Here is a 20385-nt window from a genome sequence, read left to right on the forward strand (position 1 = left end):
CCCTCCGCCGCCGGGTGCGCATCCTGCTGGGATGCGCTTTTCCGTCAACATCCCGAACTTCGGCGACTTCGCCGATCCCCGTAACGTCGCGATCGTGGCCGCCGCCGCCGAAGAGGCGGGCTGGGACGGGCTGTTCGTCTGGGACCACGTACTGCACCGACAGCACCAGGGCCGTCCCTTCGGGGACCCCTGGATGCTGCTGACCGCCGCGGCGCTGGCGACCTCCCGGATCCGGCTGGGCACCCTGCTGACGCCGGTCCCGCGGTACCGTCCGCAGCAACTCGCCCGCCAAGTGGCCACCCTGGATCACCTCAGCGGCGGCCGGGTGATCTTCGCCGCGGGCCTGGGAGGCCCGATCGAGGACGAGTACGGCAGCTTCGGCGATTCCACCGATCCGCGCCTCCTCGCCGAGCGGCTGGACGAGGGACTGCGGCTGTTGCGGCGGTTCTGGTCCGGCGAGCCGGTGGACCACCACGGCCCGCACTACGAGGTGCGGGACGTGACGCTCGTGCCCGCCACCGTGCAGCGGCCCGGTCCGCCGGTGTGGATCGGCGGATTCTGGCCGCGCCGCCCGCCCATGCGCCGAGCGGCGCGGTGGGACGGCGCGGTGCCGCTCTTCGAGACGGCCCGGCACGGGCATGTGCCGGATGCGGCGGAGGTACGGGAGCTGGTCGGCTATGTGCGCGAGCAGCGTACGGCCGGACCCGAGCAGCCCTTCGAGTTCGTGCTCGGCGGTGCCACGCCCCCGGAACCGGCCAAGGCCAGGGACGTGATCGGTCCGCTGTACGACGCCGGCGCCACCTGGTGGGACGAGCGACAGGTGCAGACCGGCCCCGACCTGGACCGTCTGGCACCGGTGCTGCGCCGCATCGAGGCGGGCCCGCCGCGGTTCTGAACAGCCGGCACCGCCCCCGCCGCAGGACTCTCCTTGTTCGAACCGTCTTCATCGTCGCCTCGCCCGAGGCACGAGGTCGCCGATCCAGACGCTGCGTCCCCGCGAGGCCTCCCGACGCGGCCTTCGGTGAGGGCGTGGAGGCTGATCATGTAGGGCGCGACGGTGAAACTCGCCGGCGTGATGCCCACGGGCACGGACAGGGCCCGGGCCGGCGAACAGTGCCGGCATGCCGGTGCAGAGCAGCGCGGCCCTCGGACAGCCCGTGGCCTGGCATGCCACGGACTGTCCGACAAGGCTCCGACGCCCGCCTGTTGTTCCGCTACGGCTTCCGCGCGAGCCCGCCGTGCTCGGCGATGACCTCCGGGGTGGGCGAGCCGGGCTCCGGACGCCACTGCGTGACCGAGACGACGCCGGGCTCGATGAGTTCCAGGCCGTCGAAGAACGCGGTGATCTGGTCGACCGTGCGCAGGTTGTACGGCACGGCGCCACTGTCGTTGTAGGCGTCCTGGGCCTGCTCGAAGACCGGGTCGATGCCGCGTGAGCCGTCGTTGACGGAGAGGTAACTGCCCGACGGCAGGGCGGCCATCAGCCGGTTGGCGATGGAGCGGGCCTGATCGTAGTCGGCGACGTGTCCCAGGATGTTGCTGAGGATCAGCGCGACGGGGCGGCCGAAGTCCAGTGTCTCCGCGGCGGCCTCGAGGATCCGTTCCGGAGCGGTCACGTCGGCGTCGATGTAGGCGGTCGCGCCCTCGGCCGAGGAGTAGAGCAGGGCGCGGGCGTGCGCCAGGACCATCGGGTCGTTGTCGACGTAGACGATCCGCGCCTCGGGGGCGAGCCGTTGGGCGACCTCATGGGTGTTCTCGGCGGTCGGCAGGCCGGTGCCGACGTCCAGGAACTGCCGGATGCCCGCCTCATGGACCAGATAGGCGATGTTGCGGCGCAGGAAGGCACGGCTGCTGCGGGCGATGGTGACGATGCCGGGGAAGACCGCGGTGTACGCGTCGCCGGCCTGCTCGTCGACGGGGTAGTTGTCCTTGCCGCCGAGCCAGTAGTTCCAGATACGGGCGGAATGCGGCACCGACGTGTCGATCTTCTGGCCCATCGCCGTCTCGGGCGTCGTCGCGGGGTCGGTCATGAGTCGTGTCCGTCTTTCGTGAGGGCGTGTCAAGGCGTGGATCACTCACCGCACAACCTACGTCCGAACGCTCACCTTTCGCCTATGAGTTCGGGTTACTCCCCGGCGGACAGTTCCGTGGGCCGGCCGAGGGAGAACCCCCGGGGCACCGTGTCCCGGGAGTTCTGCGCTGTCCGGCCGGTCGGTCTCGCGCGGTGTCAGCCGAGCTGGAACGTCGCCTCGACCGGGTAGTGGTCGCTGGGAGCGGCGGTGTCGGTCTGGCCCGTGGTCCAGCCGGGCTGCGGGTCGAAGCCGACCTTGACGGTGGACATCGCGGCCGGCGCCGGGCGGCCCGGCGCGTTGAGGTAGCCGATGTAGTCGAGGTCGTCCCGGTAGTCCTTCGGGAAGGACTCGATGCCGGACATGTACTGGCACCAGGCGGAGACCGGGCAGTCCATGGTCCTCAGGGTCTGGCCGGAGTCGGCGGCCGGGGTGCCGAGCACGCCGTTCACCGCGGTCTGGGCGTCCGCGTAGTCACCGCGCGACCGGCCGCTGTAGTACTCCACGTTCAGGTCCCCGCCGATCAGCACCGGCGCCGTCGAGCCGACGATGCCGTCCACCCAGGTGCGGATCTCGCCGAGCTGCGCGAGCCGGGTGGACTGCGTGGTGTCCGTGGAGGTGCCGGACTCGTCGGCCTGCAGGTGAGTGCCGACCACCCAGCTCCGCACACCGTCCTTCTCGATCCGCACCAGTGCCGCGCCCTTGTTGGCGTGGTAGTCCCAGGTGCCGTAGGTGGAGTTGCCGAAGACGTGGGCGTACTGGGCGGTGATCGGATACTTGGAGAGGATCATGGTGCCGCCGTTGATGACGAACCACGAGTTGGAACAGTCGCCGCTGATGCCCGTCCAGCCGCCGCCGGAACAGGTCTGGCCGACGACGGGGGTGTGGTACGGGTAGAGGTCGGCGAGCTTGCCGACGATGTCGGCGGTCGAGCTGTTGTTGAAGTCCTCGTCCAGCACGACCACGTCCGCGCTGTGCTTGCGGATGATCGACTCGATGGTCGGGGTGCGCTGCGCGGCCCTCTCGTTCTGGGTGCTGTCGACGATCGCGGTGCCGAGGTCGACGTTCCACGCGAACACCGAAAGGCCGGTGCCGGTGCCCGCGTCCGCAGTGGGCGCCGCGTAGCCGCTGAAGCCGAGCAGCAGAGCTGCCGCCGCGGAGGTGAGGGCGGTAGCTGTACGACGCGAGACCATGCGCTCTCCTGGTGAAGTGGGTCGTCCCTCGACCGCGACCGAATGGTCGGTCGCGTACATGACAGCGCGACTCTAGGGTGCTCGCCGCTACGGCCGGGGGAACTTCGTCCGATCGCCTCATGGAGAAAAGGTGTCTGGACAAGTTCGCCCCATGCGGAGTGAGTCCCACCGGTCGGCGCCCGGTGTTCGTGTGCTGCCTGTTCACACGGATGCCGGACGGGCCATGGCAGGGAGACGCCGCCTAGGGTGGGTGTATGAGCGGCGGTGTGGTGACGCTGTTTCTGTGCGGTGACGTGATGCTCGGCCGCGGCGTCGACCAGATCCTCCCGCACCCCGGAAACCCGGAGCTGCGCGAGGGTTACGTCACGGATGCCCGGACGTACGTGGAACTGGTCGAGGCGGTCAGCGGTCCGATCCCGGCACCGGTCGATCCGGCCTGGCCGTGGGGCGAGGCGCTGCGACTGCTGGAGGAGGTCGCGCCGGATGTGCGGATCGTGAATCTGGAGACGTCGGTCACGCGCAGCGACGCGTTCGCGCCGGGCAAGGCGGTGCACTACCGGATGCACCCGGCCAACCTGCTGGCCCTGACGGTGGCCCGGCCCGATGTGTGCGTCCTGGCCAACAACCACGTGCTGGACTTCGGCCGGCCGGGCCTGGAGGAAACCCTGGACTCGCTCGCCGGTGCGGGCCTGCGGGCCGTGGGCGCGGGGCGCGACGCCGACGAGGCCTGCGCGCCCGCGGCGGTCCCTGTCGGTCCCGGCCGCCGGATCCTGGTCTTCGCCCTCGGGACACGGTCCAGCGGTATTCCGCCCGACTGGGCCGCGACCACGGACCGTTCCGGCGTCGCCTACGCCCGCGAGCCGTCGGCGGCGGTGGCCGAGGCGGCCGTCCATCAGGTGCGGCGGGACAAGCGACCGGGTGACATCGTGGTCGTGTCGGTGCACTGGGGCTCCAACTGGGGCTATCTCGTCCCCCGCGAGCAGACCCGTTTCGCCCGCGCCCTGGTCGACGGCGGCGTGGACATCGTCCACGGGCACTCCTCGCACCACCCCCGTCCCGTCGAGGTGTACCGAGACCGGTTGATCCTCTACGGCTGCGGCGACTTCATCGACGACTACGAGGGCATCTCGGGCTACGAGGAGTACCGCGACGACCTCCGGCTCGGCTACTTCGTCTCGGTGGAGGCGGACACCGGGCGCCCGACCGGCGTGCGGATGGTCCCCTGGCAGGCGCGGCGGATGCGGCTGGAGCCCGCCGAGGAGCGGGACCGCGCGTGGCTGCGCTCGACCCTCGACCGGATCTGCCACGGCCTGCACATCGGCATGGAGGCCGACGGCACGCTCAGTGTCGTGGCGGGGTTTGCGGGCGCGGACCGGTGATGCACGGGGCGCCGGACGTCACGCGGTGCAGTGAGGATCAGCCGGAGAGTCGCGGGTACCCGAGGCGGGCAGACGTTTCCTGAGGAGATGACTCGGATGCTGTTCCTCGGACTGCTCCTGCTCGCGGGCTCGGGTGCCTTCACGGCCCTGGCGGTCGTCGGCAACCTGTCCGGCGGGCCCGCGTACACCGTTTCCGTCCTCGACCACCACATCGCCACGATGAACGGCCTCGCGCTGTTCGGCTCGGGCCTCGCGCTGGCGCTCGTCTTCTGCCTGGGTCTGGCGATGACGACCGCGGGCGGCACCCGTCGGCACCGTCACCGCCGCCACAGGGATCCGTGGGGGCGCAGAACGCGGGACACCACGCTGGGCGGGATGACCGGGCCGACGGGACCGGGGGCGCGGGCCTGACTGCCGGGGATCGTGCGGCGCGGGGCGCAGCGAAGCGCCTCGGCCCTCTGCGCAGGCGGCACCGAGGCTTTCGTGGCCCTTTGCGGGGTCGCGCCGAGGTTCCGCAGCCTTCCACGGTTCGCCGTGCGCCGATTGAAAGGCCAACAGGACAGCGCCACGTGCCTCGGGCACGATGGCTGAAGGCCTTGTTCGGGCAAGGGATGTGGTCGTGCGCCGCGGCATCGGCGCCATTACCGGAAGTCCGCCGAGCCCCTGGGATGGTGAACTCACCATGCTCCTACCGGCGAAATCCGAAGTACGCCGCCTGCTGCGACGCTACCGGGTGTGCGAGCGCGCCACAGTCGCGGCACCCGCCGATCTCACGTCGCGTGCCGCCTTCGAGGACTCGGGCTACACGCTGTGCGTGCTGATGGGTGAGCGCAACCCGCGGGAGGCGGCCGCCGCCGCCCGCCGCTACCTGTGCACCGACCTGGTCACTTACCTGAGGGAGCGGAACGGGCGGATACGGGCGGCCTCCGTCGGCCGGCGGTCGCGTCGCTCCACTCCGACGACCGAGGACTCCCGGGCGGGCTGACTGCTCGCACGGGCACCGCCGTGAAGGGACGAGCGATGACGACTGCCAAGGACATCATGAGCCCGGGCGCCCAGTGGATACCCCGGCACGAGACGCTGGACCGGGCCGCGCAGATGATGCGGGACCACGAGGTGGGCGCGCTTCCGGTCAGCGACCCCGACAACGGTGACCGCATGTGCGGCATCATCACCGACCGCGACATCGTGGTGAAGTGCATCGCCGCAGGCCGCGACCCGGCGCGGATGACGTGCGGTGACCTGTGCGAGGGCACGCCGCGCTGGATCGATGCCGCTGCCGACATCAGGGAGGCCCTGCGGGAGATGGAGGGCCACCAGATCAAGCGCCTCCCGGTGGTCGAGAACAAGCGCATGGTCGGGATGATCAGCGAGACCGACATCGCCCGGCATCTCACCGACGACCAGCTCGCGGAGTTCGTCCACCGGGTGTACGCCCCCGCCTGATCGCGCAAGAGACTCAAGCACCCCGTCGCCGGCGACTCGGCCGCGCACGCCGGCTCCTGTCCCAGGAGTCGGCCGGCCGAGACGTCGGCGAAACCTTTGACGGCTGACGGATCCTTGACCGCTGCTTCGGCCTCCGCGATGCTGTGTTGCGAAACGTGAGAGGTGTGCCGTAATAGGCAACACCTTGATCCTCTGTGAGCCGAGGAGTGGCCATGTCTCAGCAGGTCCGGGGTGTCGTCGCGCGGAGCAAGGGCGCCCCTGTCAGCCTGGAAACCATCGTCGTTCCCGACCCCGGCCCCGGCGAGGCGCTGGTCAAGATAGAGGCCTGCGGGGTCTGCCACACCGATCTGCACTACCGCGAGGGCGGTATCAGCGACGACTTCCCCTTCCTGCTGGGGCATGAGGCCGCCGGTGTGGTCGAGGCGGTCGGTGCGGGGGTCACCGACGTGGCTCCCGGTGACTTCGTGATCCTCAACTGGCGTGCGGTGTGCGGTCAGTGCCGGGCCTGTCTGCGCGGCCGCCCCTGGTACTGCTTCAACACGCACAACGCGAAGCAGAAGATGACCCTGGCCGACGGTACGGAGCTCTCGCCGGCGCTGGGCATCGGCGCCTTCGCCGAGAAGACGCTCGTCGCGGCCGGCCAGTGCACCAAGGTGGACCGGGCCGCCTCGGCCGCCGCCGCCGGGCTGCTCGGCTGCGGCGTGATGGCCGGCATCGGCGCGGCCATCAACACCGGCAACGTCGGTCGCGGGGACAGCGTCGCCGTGATCGGGTGCGGCGGTGTGGGAGCCGCGGCGGTCGTCGGATCCAAGCTGGCGGGCGCGGCGAGGATCATCGCCGTGGACATCGACGACCGCAAGCTGGACACCGCGAGGAAGCTGGGCGCCACCCACACGGTGAACTCCAAGGAAGCCGACGCGGTCGACGCGGTGCGCGAGCTGACCGGCGGCTTCGGCGCCGACGTCGTCATCGAGGCCGTCGGCCGCCCGGAGACGTACCAGCAGGCCTTCTACGCCCGCGACCTCGCCGGCACCGTCGTCCTCGTCGGCGTCCCCACGCCCGAGATGAAGCTCGAACTGCCCCTGCTGGACGTCTTCGGCCGCGGCGGCGCCCTCAAGTCCTCCTGGTACGGGGACTGTCTGCCCTCCCGTGACTTCCCGATGCTCATCGACCTCTACCTGCAGGGCCGCCTCGACCTGGACGCCTTCGTCACCGAGACCATCGCGCTGGACGAGGTCGAGAAGGCCTTCGAGCGGATGCACGGCGGCGACGTGCTGCGTTCGGTGGTGCTGCTGTGACGGCGGGCGCCCGCATCGAACGTCTCGTCACGTCGGGGATGTTCTCACTGGACGGCGGCACCTGGGACGTCGACAACAACGTGTGGATCGTGGGCGACGACACGGAGGCGGTCGTGATCGACGCCGCCCATGACGCCGAGGCCATCGCCCGGGCCCTCGGCGGTCGCACCCTGCGGGCGATCGTGTGCACCCACGCGCACAACGACCACATCGACGCCGCACCCGACCTCGCCGCCCGGACCGGCGCCCCGGTCCTGCTGCACGCCGGCGATCTGCCGCTGTGGAAACAGACCCATCCCGACCGGGCGCCCGACGGCGAACTGACCGACGGGCAGCGCCTCACGGTCGCCGGGGTCGAGCTGGCCGTACTGCACACCCCGGGACATGCCCCGGGCGCCGTCTGCCTCTACGCCCCGCACCTGTCGGCGCTGTTCAGCGGCGACACGCTGTTCGCGGGCGGGCCGGGGGCCACGGGACGGTCGTACAGCGACTTCCCGACCATCATCCGGTCGATCAGGGAACGCCTCCTCGCCCTGCCGGAGGACACCGTCGTGCACACCGGCCACGGTGACACCACGACCATCGGCGCCGAGGCGCCGCATCTTCAGGAGTGGATAGAGCGCGGCTTCTGACCGCCCGGCGAACAGCGGCCCTGCCCCGGTGACGGACCGACGTGGACGGCACCGGCGGCAGGGCCGTCGTCGCACCTGTGCCACCACCCCTGATCTGCCTGCTGACCTGCGCGTTCGAGGTCGCTCCGGCATGCCCGGAAACCGGTCGCCGGACACCGCGCAAAGGGCCCTTTCGACGCCTTGACAACGCTTCAGAGCGGCCCGCAGACTGACGTTGCGCTAATCGCAATCCGTTTCGCTATACGCACCGAGGTGTCATGATGATTCCCGCGTGCCGACTCGCGGATCTCCCGCGAGGCGAGGCCCACCGGCTCGACATCGACCCGCCGGTCTCGGTGTTCCACACCGATGACGGCGAACTCTTCGCCATCGACGACACCTGCACCCACCAGGACGCGTCGCTCGCCGACGGCTGGCTGGAAGGCTGTGAGGTGGAATGTCCCCTGCACGCCTCCAAGTTCGACCTGAGGACCGGAGCCGTGGACGCACCGCCGGCCAAGCTCCCGGTCCGCACCCATGAGGTCGTCGTCGAGGACGGCATGGTCTACGTGCGGCTGTCCACCGAGGCGCCCAACCTGCCGCCGTGCGTCGCCGCCCGCCTGGCCGGAGGCCCCGCGTGAGGACCGTCGCCGTGGTGGGCGCCTCGCTGGCCGGACTCTCGGCCGCGCGCTCGCTGCGGAAGCGGGGGTACGACGGCCGGCTGGTCGTCGTCGGCGACGAGCTCCACCGCCCGTACGACAGGCCGCCGTTGTCCAAGGAGTTCCTGGCCGGTGCCATCGGCGAAGCGGAACTGGCACTGGAGAGGGACGACGAGGAGCTCCGGGCGGAGTGGGTGCTCGGCGCCCGCGCCACCGGACTCGACCGCACCGAGCGGGCGATCCGGCTCGCCGACGGCCGCGAGATACGTGCCGACGGCGTGGTCATCGCGACCGGCGCCGCCGCCCGCACCCTGCCCGGCACCGAGGGCCTCGCGGGCGTCCATGTGCTGCGCACGCTCGACGACGCCCGCGCCCTGAGGGACGACCTGGCCCGGGGCGGACGGCTCGTGGTGATCGGCGGCGGGTTCGTCGGCGCCGAGGTCGCCTCCACGGCGTACGCCCTCGGTCTCGACGTGACCGTCGTCGAAGCGGCCGCGACACCGCTGGCCGGGCCGCTCGGCGAGGCCATGGGCAAGGTCGTCTCCGCCCTCCACGCGGATCACGGCGTACGGCTGCTGTGCGGCGTGGGGGTCAAGGGGCTGAGCGGGGAGCGCCGGGTCGACGCGGTGCTCCTGGAGGACGGCCGCAGCATCCCCGCCGACACCGTCGTCGTCGGCGTGGGGGCGCGCCCCTGTGTCGAGTGGCTGGAGGGCTCCGGCGTCGCACTCGACAACGGTGTGAAGTGCGGCGCCGACGGCCGCACGAGCGTCGCCGGGGTGGTCGCCGTGGGCGACTGCGCCAACTGGTACGACCCGTACACCGGGGCCCACCGCAGGGTCGAGCACTGGACCGGCGCGCTGGAACGCCCGGACGCCGCCGTCGCCGTGCTGCTCGCCCACGGTGCGACCGAGCCGGCTGCGCCCCGGCCGCCGTACTTCTGGTCCGATCAGTACGGCGTGAAGATCCAGTTCGTCGGCCACGCCGCCGGGGCCGACAGCGTGACGGTCGAGGAGGGCTCGACCGACGACCGCAGTTTTCTGGCCGTCTACCGCAGGGGCGATCGGCCGGTCGCCGTGCTCGGCATGAACCAGCCGCGGCTGTTCACCCGCCGGCGCAAGCAGTTCGCCTCCGCCGCATCTTGACACCACCCCCTGCGGCAACTCATTGTGCGTTGCACATGAAACGCAGTGTTGCTCCATACACAACGCCGCCCGAAGTTGCTCTTCCCGGCGCGTGACCTACCGACCCACGACGTCTCCCGAGGAGTGCACCGTGACCTCGACCAGCCTGCCGGACAGCCTGATCGCCACTCTCCCCGGCTCCGCCTACACCGATCCCGGCATCTTCGCCCAGGAACAGGAGCGCATCTTCGAGGCGATGTGGTTCTGCGTCGCGCGTTCGTCCGACCTGGCCAAGCCGGGTGCCTTCCGCACCGTGGACGTGGGTCGCGAGAGCATCCTCGTCACCCGGGCCCGGGACAACGCGATCCGCGCCTACTTCAACGTCTGCCGGCACCGCGGAGCCAAGCTCTGCACCGAGGAGACGGGCGAGGTCAAGCGGGCCTTCCAGTGCCCGTACCACGCCTGGACCTACGACCTGAACGGCAAGCTCGTCGCGGCGCCCAACCTGACCAAGATGCCCGATGTCGGCCGCACCGAGTACGGCCTGGTGAGCGTGGCCGTGCGCGAGTGGCTCGGCTATGTCTGGGTCTGTCTGGCGGAGAACCCGCCCTCCTTCGAGGAGGACGTCATGGGCGCGGTCGTCGAACGCCTCGGCGACGTGGAGTCGATCGAGCGCTACGGCATCGAGAACCTGTCGGTGGGCAGGCGGATCGTGTACGACGTCAAGGCGAACTGGAAGCTCATCATCGAGAACTTCATGGAGTGCTACCACTGCGCCACGATCCACCCCGAACTCACCGAGGTGCTGCCCGAGTTCGCCGACGGCTACGCCGCCCAGTACTACGTCGGCCACGGCGCCGAGTTCGGCGCGGACGTCCAGGGCTTCACCGTCGACGGCTCCGAGGGCCTGGACCGCATTCCGGGGGTGTCCGAGGAGCAGGACCGCCGGTACTACGCGATCACCGTCAAGCCGCAGGTGTTCGTCAACCTCGTGCCCGACCACGTGATCTTCCACCGGATGTACCCGGTGGCCGTCGACCGCACGGTCGTCGAGTGCGACTGGCTCTACCTTCCGCACGTCGTGGAGAGCGGCAAGGACGTCAGCCGGTCCGTGGAGCTCTTCGACCGGGTCAACCGCCAGGACTTCGACGCCTGCGAACGCACTCAGCCGGGGATGAGCTCACGGCTGTACGCCAAGGGCGGGGTGCTGGTGCCCAGTGAGCACCACATCGGTGCCTTCCACGACTGGGTGAACGAGCGTCTCGGCACGCTGCGGCCGGAGTGACGCGGGGGCGGTTGTGTCGTGCCGGAGGAGCGCCCGTGGCCCGCGCGGGGGGCGTACGCGGGCCGTACGGCGGTGGTGCTCGGGGCGCTCAGCCGAGGTACCCCATCCGGTGGCTGATCTCCTCCGCGCCCTTGACCAGCACCGGAGCCAGCTCGTGCATGCGCTCCTCGGTGAACCGGTAGGAGGGGCCGGAGGCGCTGATGGACGCGATGACCTGGCCCTCCCGGTCGCGGATCGGGGCGGCCATGGCGTGCAGCCCGATCTCCAGCTCCTCCAGCGTCCAGGCGTAACCGCGCTCCCGGGCCTCGGCGAGGTTCTTCTCCAGCTTCGCCTTCGCGGAGATGGTGTGCGGGGTCAGCTTCTTCAGGCCGGTCTCGGTCAGCAGCGCCGCGCGTTCCCCGGCCGGCAGGTGGGCCAGCATGATCTTGCCGCTGGAGGTGGCGTGCAGCGGGGTCAGCTGGCCGACCCAGTTGTGGGCGGTGACGGCGGACTGGCCGCGCACCTGGTAGAGATTGATCGCGTAGCGCTCCTGCATCACGGCGATGTTGACCGTCTCGCCGATCTCCTCGGCGAGGCGCTCGCACACCGGACGTCCCTGCTGGGTGATGTCGATGCGTCCCGTGACGGCGCCCGCCAGGCGTACGATGCCGAAGCCGAGCCGGTACTTGCCGCGCTCGGTCGCCTGCTCCACCAGACCGCGCGCCTCCAGCGCCCCGAGCAGCCGGAACGCGGTCGACTTGTGCACATCGATCTCGGCGGCCACCTCACTCACGCCCGCCTCGCCGCGCTGGGCCAGGATCTCCAGCACGCTGATGGCGCGGTCGACTGACTGCACCCCGCCGGGTGGTGATCCGTTTGTTTCGGTATCCGGACTGTAGTTGCTCATAGCGGAACTATACGCGCAGTAAACAACACACATGCAAGCAACGCAGTGTGAACAAAGATCTTACAAGTTGCGCCGTCCGCAACCTAGTGCGTATAGCGATACCCGTACTAGCATGCCCGCACATCAGCGGCCCGAGCGAGACGAGGCACCATGGCTCCCTTGCAGTACGACTTCGTCATCGTCGGCGGTGGGTCAGCCGGCAGCGCACTGGCGAACCGGCTCTCGGCCGACCCCGGCAACCGGGTACTCGTCCTGGAGGCCGGCCGCTCCGACTACCCCTGGGACGTCTTCATCCACATGCCCGCGGCGCTGACCTACCCCATCGGCAGCCGCTTCTACGACTGGAAGTACGAGTCCGAGCCCGAGCTGCACATGGGCGGCCGGCGCATCTACCACGCCCGCGGCAAGGTGCTCGGCGGCTCCAGCAGCATCAACGGCATGATCTTCCAGCGCGGCAACCCCATGGACTACGAGCGCTGGGCGGCCGATCCCGGCATGGAGACCTGGGACTACGCCCACTGCCTGCCGTACTTCCGCCGGATGGAGAACTGCCTCGCGGCCGACCCGGACGACGAGTTCCGCGGCCATGACGGCCCCCTCGTCCTCGAACGCGGTCCCGCGACCAACCCGCTCTTCACCGCCTTCCTCAAGGCCACGCAGGAGGCGGGCTACGTGCCGACGGATGACGTCAACGGCTTCCGGCAGGAAGGATTCGCCAAGTTCGACCGCAACGTCCACCGCGGGCGCCGGCTGTCGGCCTCGAAGGCGTACCTCAAGCCCGCGATGAAGCGGCCGAACCTCACGGTGAAGACACGTGCCCTCGTCACCCGGGTGCTCTTCGAGGGCAAGCGGGCCGTCGGTGTGGAGTACCGGCGCGGCAAGGGGGCGCCCCAGCAGGTCCGCGCCGGCGAGGTCATCCTGTGCGGCGGCGCGATCAACTCCCCGCAGCTGCTGCAGCTCTCCGGCGTCGGCAACGCCGCCGAACTGTCCGCCCTCGGCATCGACGTCGTCCACGATCTGCCGGGCGTCGGCGAGAACATGCAGGACCACCTGGAGGTGTACGTCCAGTACGGCTGCAAGCAGCCCGTTTCCATGCAGCCGTACATGGCGAAGTGGCGCGCCCCCTTCATCGGGCTGCAGTGGCTGTTCCGCAAGGGTCCCGCGGCCACCAACCACTTCGAGGCGGGCGGCTTCGCCCGGAGCAACGAGGACGTGGACTACCCCAACCTGATGTTCCACTTCCTGCCGGTCGCCGTGCGCTACGACGGCTCCTCGCCGGCCGGCGGCCACGGGTACCAGGTGCACGTCGGGCCCATGTACTCGGATGCCATCGGATCGGTGAAGATCAAGAGCAGGGATTCGCGGGTCAAGCCCGCGCTGCGCTTCAACTACCTCTCCACCGAGCAGGATCGCCGCGAGTGGGTCGAGGCGATCCGCGTCGCGCGCAGGATCCTCAACCAGCCCGCCCTCGCCCCGTACAACGACGGCGAGATCTCGCCCGGACCCTCCGTCGAGACCGACGAGGAGATCCTCGCCTGGGTCGCCAAGGAGGGCGAGACCGCTCTGCACCCCTCGTGCACCTGCAAGATGGGCACCGACGAGATGTCCGTCGTCGACCCGCTGTCCCTGCGGGTGCACGGACTGGACGGGCTGCGGGTGGTGGACGCCTCGGTGATGCCGTACGTCACCAACGGCAACATCTACGCGCCGGTGATGATGGTCGCCGAGAAGGCGGCCGACCTCATCCTCGGCAAGGAGCCGCTGGAGCCCTCCAAGGCCGCGTACTACCGGCATCGCGACGCCCAGAAGCAGGCCGGGTGAGCCATGGGCGCCGAGGTCCTGCGCGCGCTGCTCGGCCGCGTCCGCTACGAGGTGCTGCCCGCGAAGGCGACCGAGGGGAAGGTCCTCGCCCATGTGCCCCGCGACGTCGTGGTCACGGTCACGGCGTCGCCGGTCAAGGGGCTGGAGCCGACGCTCGGCCTCACCGAGCGGCTCGCGGCGCACGGTTACCGCGTCGTCCCCCATGTGCCCGCACGGCTGCTGCGGGACGACACCCACCTGAAGGACGTGGCCGAGCGGCTGCGCGCGGCAGGCGTCGACGACGTCTTCGTGCCGGCCGGTGACGCCGATCCGCCGGCCGGCCCGTACGACGGGGCGCTGCCGGTGCTGCGCGGGCTGAGCGACCTGGGCAGTCCCTTCGCCGACCTGGGCATCACGGGCTATCCGGAGAGCCATCCGCTCATCCACGACGACATCACCATCCAGTCGATGTGGGACAAGCGGGCGCACGCCACGTACATCGTCAGCAACCTGTGCTTCGATGCGCGCGTGCTCGGCGACTGGATCGCCAGGATCCGGCGCCGTGACGTCACCCTGCCCGTGTACGTGGGCGTCGCCGGACCCGTGCAGCGGGCGAAGCTGCTGGCCATGGCGACGAAGATCGGGGTGGGGGAGTCGACACGCTTCCTCACCCGGCACCCCTCCTGGTTCCTGCGGTTCGCGGCACCCGGCGGCTACGCTCCCGAGCGGCTGCTCAGCCGCTCGGCGGAGGCGTTCTCCGGGCCCGCGGCCGCGGTGGCCGGTCTGCACCTCTTCACCTTCAACCAGATCGCCGAGACGGAGCGCTGGCGCCGTGCGGCACTGGACCGGCTGGGCGGCTGACGCGCGCGGGGAGCGGCGCGGCGGCGGCCAAATCGAGATACACCGACCCCTTGACGGGTCTCGGCCGATTCGGCCAGGGTGTTCCACCACAAGCAATTCAATGCACGATGCGCAACGAATTGATCCGAAGGGCACGGCCGTGGCAGATCTGTATGTGGACGGAGAATGGCGCGGCGCGGTGGCCGGCGGCCACCGGGAGATCCGCTGTCCGGCGGACGGCACGCTGGTCGCCACGGTCGCGGAGGCGACCCGCCCCGACACCGAGGCGGCGATCGCCGCCGCCCGGCGCGCCTTCGACGAGGGCCCCTGGCCCCGCACCCCCGAACGGGAGCGCGGCGCCCTGCTGCTGCGCACCGCGGACATCATCGAGCGGGACGCCAAGGAGTTCGCCCGCGCCGAATCCCTCGACACCGGCAAGCGGCTGGTCGAGAGCGAGTACGACATCGCCGACGTCGTCTCCTGCTTCCGGTACTACGGCGGCATCGCCGGCACCAGCGCAGGACGGGTGGTCGACACCGGCCGCGACGACGCCCTCAGCCGGGTCACCTACGAGCCCGTCGGCGTCTGCGGACTGATCACCCCCTGGAACTACCCGCTGCTGCAAGCCAGTTGGAAGGTCGCCCCGGCCCTTCTCGCGGGCAACACCGTCGTCCTCAAGCCCAGCGAGCTGACGCCCTCCACCTCCGTCCTGCTGATGAAGGCCCTTCAGGAGGCGGGACTCCCGGCCGGCGCCGCCAATCTGGTGCTGGGCGCCGGAGCCGAGGCGGGCGCACCGCTCGCCGAGCATCCGGCCGTGGACATGGTGTCGTTCACCGGAGGTCTGCAGACCGGGCGGCACATCATGGCCACCGCCGCCGCGACGGTGAAGAAGGTCGCGCTGGAACTCGGCGGCAAGAACCCGAACGTGGTCTTCGCCGACGCCGACTTCGCCACCGCCGTCGACTTCGCGCTCACCGCCGTGTTCCTGCACTCCGGGCAGGTCTGCTCGGCCGGCGCCCGGCTGATCGTCGAGGACTCGATCCACGACGCCTTCGTCGACGAGGTCGTACGGCGGGCCCGGCTCATCCGCCTCGGCGGACCCTTCGACCCCGACGCCGAGACCGGTCCGCTGATCTCCGCGCAGCACCGCGAGAAGGTCGAGGCGTACGTCGCCGCGGGACTCGCCGAGGGCGCCGTACTGCGCTGCGGCGGCGCACGCCCCGACGACCCCGCGCTCGAAGGCGGCTTCTACTACCCGCCCACCGTCCTCGACGAGTGCCGGCAGGACATGCGCGTGGTGCACGAGGAGTCCTTCGGACCCGTGCTCACCGTCGAGCGCTTCCACGACGAGGACGACGCCGTCCGCATCGCCAACGACACCGAGTACGGCCTCGCCGGAGCCGTCTGGACGCAGGACGCGGGAAAGGCCCAGCGCGTGGCCCGCGGGCTGCGCCACGGCACCGTGTGGATCAACGACTACCACCCCTATGTGCCGCAAGCGGAATGGGGCGGTTTCGGGCACTCCGGCGTGGGCCGTGAGCTGGGACCGACCGGCCTCGACGAGTACCGAGAGCCCAAGCACGTCTGGCAGAACATCCAACCCCGGCCGCAACACTGGTTCCGCGGCTGAACGCCGAAAGAGGTCGATCATGACCCCAGCACAGACCGAGGTGTCGCAGCGGCGCGACACGTCCCAGGATCCCAAGGACCGCACCCCGGTCATCTCCGTGCGCCGGCTGTGGAAGGTGTTCGGGCCGAAGGCCGACGAGGTGCCGGGCTCCGAGGAGTTGTGCGGACTCAGCCGCCGCGAGCTCATGGACCGCACCGGATGCACCGCCGCCGTACGCGACGTCGACTTCGAGGTGTCGCCCGGCGAGGTCTTCGTCGTCATGGGCCTGTCCGGCTCCGGCAAGTCCACCCTGGTGCGATGTCTGACCCGGCTGATCGAACCCACCGCCGGAGAAGTCGTCTTCGAGGGCGAGGACATCCGGGGCGCCGACGCCCGCCGGCTGCGCGAACTGCGGCGCAGCAAGTTCTCCATGGTCTTCCAGCACTTCGGTCTGCTGCCGCACCGCAAGGTCGTCGACAACGTGGCGTTCGGCCTGGAGATCCGCGGCATGGGCAGGGCCGAGCGCACCAGGAAGGCCCTGGAGGTCGTCGAACTGGTGGGCCTGGCCGGATACGAGAACTCCTACCCCGACCAGCTCTCCGGCGGTATGCAGCAGCGCGTCGGCCTGGCCCGCGCCCTCGCCGGCGACCCCGACGTCCTCTTCTTCGACGAGCCGTTCTCCGCGCTCGATCCGCTGATCCGCCGCGACATGCAGAGCGAGGTCATCCGCCTGCACCACGAGGTCGGCAAGACCATGGTGTTCATCACCCACGACCTCTCCGAGGCCCTGAAGCTCGGCGACCGCATCCTGATCATGCGCGACGGCAAGATGGTCCAGTGCGGCACCGGAGACGAACTCGTCGGTGCCCCCGCCGACGACTACGTACGCGACTTCGTCAAGGACGTGCCGCGCGGCGACGTCCTCACCCTGCGCTGGATCATGCGCCCCGCCGAACCCGACGACGCCCTCGACGGGCCCGAGTTGGGACCGGACGTCGTGGTGCGCGAGGCCACCCGCACCGTGCTGGCCGCCCACAAGCCGGTCAAGGTCGTCGAGGACGGCAAGCTGCTCGGCATCGTCGGCGACGAGGAGATCCTCTCCGTCGTCGCCGGGCAGGCAGCCGGTCAGGAAGGCGGTGCGTGATGGCCGTAGCCGCCGATGCGACCGCACCGGTCGCGACGATACGTCAGAAGGTCAGCCGTCCCATGGTGGTGGCGGCGATCCTGCTCGCCTGGCTGGTGCTCTTCGCCGTGCTGCGCGGCCGGCAGACGCTGACCCTCGCGGCGGCCGACCTCACCGGTCTGCACCGCCGGCTGAACGACCTCAACGACAGCATCGGGGCCAACCGGAACTCCAACCCGCTCTTCCTGTACTTCTTCAACGAGATCCGGCTGGTCATCGACAACCTGGTGACCTTCGTCCAGTCGCTGATCTCCCAGCCCACCGGCAGTCGCCCGGTCCCGCAGATCGGCTGGCTCGGCGTCGTCGGACTCACCGGCTATGTCTCCTGGGCCGTGGGCAACTGGCGGGTCGCGCTGCTGGCGGTCGCGGGCTTCACCTTCTTCGGGCTGCAGGGCCTGTGGCAGGAGAGCATGGACACCCTCGCGCTGACCCTGTCGGCGGTCCTCGTGGCCCTGCTCATCGGCATCCCGCTGGGCGTGTGGGCCGGTCTCTCCGACCGGTTCAACCGGATCATGACGCCCTTCCTGGACTTCATGCAGACGATGCCGACGTTCGTCTACCTCGCCCCGCTGACCCTGATCTTCCTCATCGGCGGAGCCTCCGCCGTGATCACCACGGTGATCTACGCGGCACCGCCCGCCATCCGCATCACCGCGCACGCCATCCGCTCGGTGCCCGAGACCACCGTCGAGGCCGCCGACTCGCTCGGCACCACACGGTCGCAGCAACTGCTGAAGGTGCTGCTGCCGATGTCGAAGCGCACCGTGGTCATGGGCGTCAACCAGACCATCATGGCCGCCCTGGCCATGGTGACCATCGCCGCCCTGATCGACGCGCCCGGCCTCGGCAAGACCGTCGTACAGGCCCTGCAGTCGCTCGACGTCGGTACGGCCTTCAACGCCGGCCTGGCCATCGTCGTCATGGCCATCGTGCTCGACCGGGTCACCACCGCGGCGGCCGCACGCGCCGACGCGGCCCGGCGCAGCGGTGACCGCCTGAGGAAGTGGCGCCGTCCGCTGCTGGTGGCGGGCGGGATCGCGGCGGCCGTCCTGGTCTATCTGTCGCACACCTACGTCTGGGCGGCCGAGTTCCCCGGCAACGGCAGCACCGGCAGCCACATCGCGAGCGCGGCCGACTCGACGACCACCTGGTTGCAGGACCACCTCTCGGGACTGACCAACGGCATCCGGGACGTCATCACCAACGGTCTGCTGAACCCGTTCCAGACACTGCTCACGGACTCCCCGTGGTGGCTCGTCGGCATCACCCTGGTCGCGCTGGGCGCGGTCCTCGGCGGCCGGCTCGCCGCGGTGACGGCCGCCGTGTGCGTCGGGCTGCTCGTCGGCACCGGGCTGTGGTCGGACAGCATGACGACCCTCGCCTCGACCGCCGTGGCAACAGTGCTGGTGATGCTGTTCGGCGTCGTCTTCGGTGTGTGGATGGGGCGCAGCGGGCTCGTGGACCGGATAGTGCGGCCCAGCCTGGACGCCGCGCAGGTCATGCCGCCGTTCGTCTATCTGGTGCCGTTCCTGGCGCTCTTCGGCGCCACCCGGTTCACCGCGATCGTCGCGGCCGTCGTGTACGCGGCGCCCGTGGCGATCAAGATCATCGCGGACGGTGTGCGGAACGTGTCCGAGTCCACCGTGGAGGCGGCCACCTCCGCCGGGTGCAACACCTGGCAGATCATCACCAAGGTCCAACTGCCGATGGCACGCAGTGCCCTGACTCTGGCGACCAACCAGGGCCTGATCTACGTGCTGTCGATGGTTGTGGTGGGCGGCCTGGTAGGGGCAGGCGCCCTCGGCTACGACGTCGTGGCCGGATTCTCGCAGGGAGAGCTGTACGGAAAGGGGCTGGCGGCGGGGCTCGCCATCGTACTGCTCGGAGTCATGTTCGACCGGATCACTCAGGCTGCGGCGCGACGCACCAGGGCATAAGGAGCACGACACCATGGCAAGACACTGGCGAGCCGGCGCGGCCGGCCTGGCCGTCCTCGGTCTCACCCTCACGGCCTGCTCGGGGGCCAAGGTCGGCGACAGCACCTCGGCCGGCTCGAAGTCCTCGGGCGGCAAGTGCGGCACCTTCAACCTGGCCGTCAACCCGTGGGTCGGCTACGAGGCGGACGCGGCGGTCGTCGCGTACGTGGCGCAGCACGACCTCGGCTGTACGGTCAACAAGAAGGATCTGAAGGAGGAGATCGCCTGGCAGGGCTTCGGGACCGGTGAGGTCGACGCCGTCCTGGAGAACTGGGGCCACGACGATCTGAGGAAGAAGTACATCACCGACCAGAAGACCGCCGTCGAGGCCGGCTCCACCGGGAACAAGGGCGTCATCGGCTGGTTCGTGCCGCCGTGGCTGGCCAAGGCCCACCCGGACATCACCGACTGGAAGAACCTGAACAAGTACGCCGCCAACTTCAAGACCTCCGAGTCGGGCGGCAAGGGCCAGCTGCTCGACGGCGACCCGTCGTACGTCACCAACGACGCCGCCCTGGTCAAGAACCTGAAGCTGGACTTCAAGGTGGTGTACGCGGGCAGTGAGACCGCGCTCATCCAGGCCTTCCGCACCGCCGAGAAGAACAAGCAGTGGATGATCGGCTACTTCTACGAACCGCAGTGGTTCCTGTCGGAAGTGCCGCTGGTGAAGGTCAACCTGCCCACCTACACCAAGGGCTGCGACGCCGACGCGGCGAAGATCGCCTGCGACTATCCCGTCTACGACCTGGACAAGATCGTCAGTGCGCAGTTCGCCAAGTCGGGCAGCCCGGCCTACAAGCTGGTGAAGAACTTCCACTGGACGAACGACGACCAGAACACCGTGGCCAAGTACATCGCGGTGGACAAGATGTCGGACGACGCGGCGGCCAAGAAGTGGGTCGAGGCCAACCGCGACAAGGTCGACGCCTGGCTGAAGTAGCACGTCGGAAAAGGTCGGCCGAGGACGCCCGGCGGGCGGTGCGCACCCGTGCGTACCGCCCGCCGGGCGTCGCCGTGTTCCGGGCCGTTT

The 20385-nt window shown here is 70.1% G+C and carries 19 protein-coding genes; 16 read left to right on the forward strand and 3 right to left on the reverse strand.

Annotated features, from left to right (window positions below; genetic code table 11):
• Positions 1 to 31: 31 nt before the first annotated feature.
• Positions 32 to 895: an LLM class flavin-dependent oxidoreductase gene (locus ACIBJF_RS22090; protein WP_399175923.1), complete on the forward strand. Its 864-nt coding sequence runs from the start codon at positions 32 to 34 to the stop codon at positions 893 to 895.
• Positions 896 to 1214: 319 nt separating this feature from the next.
• On the opposite strand, the gene ACIBJF_RS22095 is transcribed toward ACIBJF_RS22090, so the two are convergent.
• Positions 1215 to 2030, reverse strand: coding sequence for an SAM-dependent methyltransferase (locus tag ACIBJF_RS22095; protein ID WP_399175925.1), 816 nt, complete (start codon positions 2028 to 2030; stop codon positions 1215 to 1217).
• 197 nt (positions 2031 to 2227) lie between these two features.
• A complete protein-coding gene (locus tag ACIBJF_RS22100) occupies positions 2228 to 3262 on the reverse strand; it encodes a sphingomyelin phosphodiesterase (RefSeq protein WP_399175927.1) in 1035 nt (344 codons plus the stop codon).
• A gap of 254 nt (positions 3263 to 3516) precedes the next feature.
• Between ACIBJF_RS22100 and ACIBJF_RS22105 the strand changes: the two genes are divergently transcribed.
• The 9 genes from ACIBJF_RS22105 (at position 3517) to ACIBJF_RS22145 (ending at position 11061) form a co-directional block, all read left to right on the forward strand.
• A complete protein-coding gene (locus tag ACIBJF_RS22105) occupies positions 3517 to 4641 on the forward strand; it encodes a CapA family protein (RefSeq protein ID WP_399175929.1) in 1125 nt (374 codons plus the stop codon).
• Positions 4642 to 4728: 87 nt separating this feature from the next.
• Entirely contained in the window at positions 4729 to 5052 is a 324-nt protein-coding gene (locus ACIBJF_RS22110) for a hypothetical protein (RefSeq protein WP_399175931.1), read from the forward strand.
• A gap of 271 nt (positions 5053 to 5323) precedes the next feature.
• Entirely contained in the window at positions 5324 to 5626 is a 303-nt protein-coding gene (locus ACIBJF_RS22115; protein ID WP_399175932.1) for a DUF5133 domain-containing protein, read from the forward strand.
• A gap of 35 nt (positions 5627 to 5661) precedes the next feature.
• Positions 5662 to 6087 (forward strand): CBS domain-containing protein, encoded by a 426-nt coding sequence (locus ACIBJF_RS22120; RefSeq protein ID WP_399175934.1) that lies wholly within the window; start codon positions 5662 to 5664, stop codon positions 6085 to 6087.
• A 212-nt stretch (positions 6088 to 6299) separates the two neighbouring features.
• Positions 6300 to 7385, forward strand: a complete 1086-nt coding sequence (locus tag ACIBJF_RS22125) for an S-(hydroxymethyl)mycothiol dehydrogenase (protein ID WP_399175936.1) — start codon at positions 6300 to 6302, stop codon at positions 7383 to 7385.
• A gap of 38 nt (positions 7386 to 7423) precedes the next feature.
• Positions 7424 to 8017, forward strand: a complete 594-nt coding sequence (locus ACIBJF_RS22130; protein WP_399176041.1) for an MBL fold metallo-hydrolase — start codon at positions 7424 to 7426, stop codon at positions 8015 to 8017.
• A gap of 257 nt (positions 8018 to 8274) precedes the next feature.
• Positions 8275 to 8637 (forward strand): bifunctional 3-phenylpropionate/cinnamic acid dioxygenase ferredoxin subunit, encoded by a 363-nt coding sequence (locus tag ACIBJF_RS22135; RefSeq protein WP_351801421.1) that lies wholly within the window; start codon positions 8275 to 8277, stop codon positions 8635 to 8637.
• Positions 8634 to 9797 carry an NAD(P)/FAD-dependent oxidoreductase gene (locus tag ACIBJF_RS22140; RefSeq protein ID WP_399175938.1) on the forward strand — a complete coding sequence of 388 codons (1164 nt, stop codon included), beginning with the start codon at positions 8634 to 8636 and terminating at the stop codon, positions 9795 to 9797. Before ACIBJF_RS22135 ends, ACIBJF_RS22140 begins: the two co-directional genes overlap by 4 nt.
• Before the next feature lie 130 nt (positions 9798 to 9927).
• Positions 9928 to 11061 (forward strand): aromatic ring-hydroxylating dioxygenase subunit alpha, encoded by a 1134-nt coding sequence (locus ACIBJF_RS22145; protein WP_399175939.1) that lies wholly within the window; start codon positions 9928 to 9930, stop codon positions 11059 to 11061.
• Positions 11062 to 11149: 88 nt separating this feature from the next.
• On the opposite strand, the gene ACIBJF_RS22150 is transcribed toward ACIBJF_RS22145, so the two are convergent.
• The gene (locus ACIBJF_RS22150) at positions 11150 to 11947 is read right to left on the reverse strand and encodes an IclR family transcriptional regulator (protein ID WP_399175941.1); all 798 of its coding nucleotides are present in this window, start codon (positions 11945 to 11947) and stop codon (positions 11150 to 11152) included.
• A gap of 150 nt (positions 11948 to 12097) precedes the next feature.
• Between ACIBJF_RS22150 and betA the strand changes: the two genes are divergently transcribed.
• The 6 genes from betA (at position 12098) to ACIBJF_RS22180 (ending at position 20295) form a co-directional block, all read left to right on the forward strand.
• Positions 12098 to 13768 (forward strand): choline dehydrogenase, encoded by a 1671-nt coding sequence (betA, locus tag ACIBJF_RS22155; protein ID WP_399175942.1) that lies wholly within the window; start codon positions 12098 to 12100, stop codon positions 13766 to 13768.
• 3 nt (positions 13769 to 13771) lie between these two features.
• Positions 13772 to 14608: a 5,10-methylenetetrahydrofolate reductase gene (locus ACIBJF_RS22160; RefSeq protein ID WP_399175944.1), complete on the forward strand. Its 837-nt coding sequence runs from the start codon at positions 13772 to 13774 to the stop codon at positions 14606 to 14608.
• A gap of 139 nt (positions 14609 to 14747) precedes the next feature.
• The gene (locus tag ACIBJF_RS22165) at positions 14748 to 16217 is read left to right on the forward strand and encodes an aldehyde dehydrogenase family protein (protein ID WP_399175946.1); all 1470 of its coding nucleotides are present in this window, start codon (positions 14748 to 14750) and stop codon (positions 16215 to 16217) included.
• 19 nt (positions 16218 to 16236) lie between these two features.
• Positions 16237 to 17340 (forward strand): glycine betaine/L-proline ABC transporter ATP-binding protein, encoded by a 1104-nt coding sequence (locus ACIBJF_RS22170; protein WP_399175948.1) that lies wholly within the window; start codon positions 16237 to 16239, stop codon positions 17338 to 17340.
• Positions 17340 to 19316: an ABC transporter permease gene (locus ACIBJF_RS22175; protein ID WP_399176043.1), complete on the forward strand. Its 1977-nt coding sequence runs from the start codon at positions 17340 to 17342 to the stop codon at positions 19314 to 19316. The genes ACIBJF_RS22170 and ACIBJF_RS22175 overlap by 1 nt, the downstream gene beginning before the upstream one ends.
• A 13-nt stretch (positions 19317 to 19329) precedes the next feature.
• Positions 19330 to 20295, forward strand: a complete 966-nt coding sequence (locus ACIBJF_RS22180) for an ABC transporter substrate-binding protein (protein ID WP_399175950.1) — start codon at positions 19330 to 19332, stop codon at positions 20293 to 20295.
• The last annotated feature ends 90 nt before the right edge of the window (positions 20296 to 20385 follow it).

Origin of the sequence: Streptomyces sp. NPDC050743, from assembly GCF_044456925.1 — a bacterium.
Classification (GTDB): Bacteria; Actinomycetota; Actinomycetes; order Streptomycetales; family Streptomycetaceae; genus Streptomyces.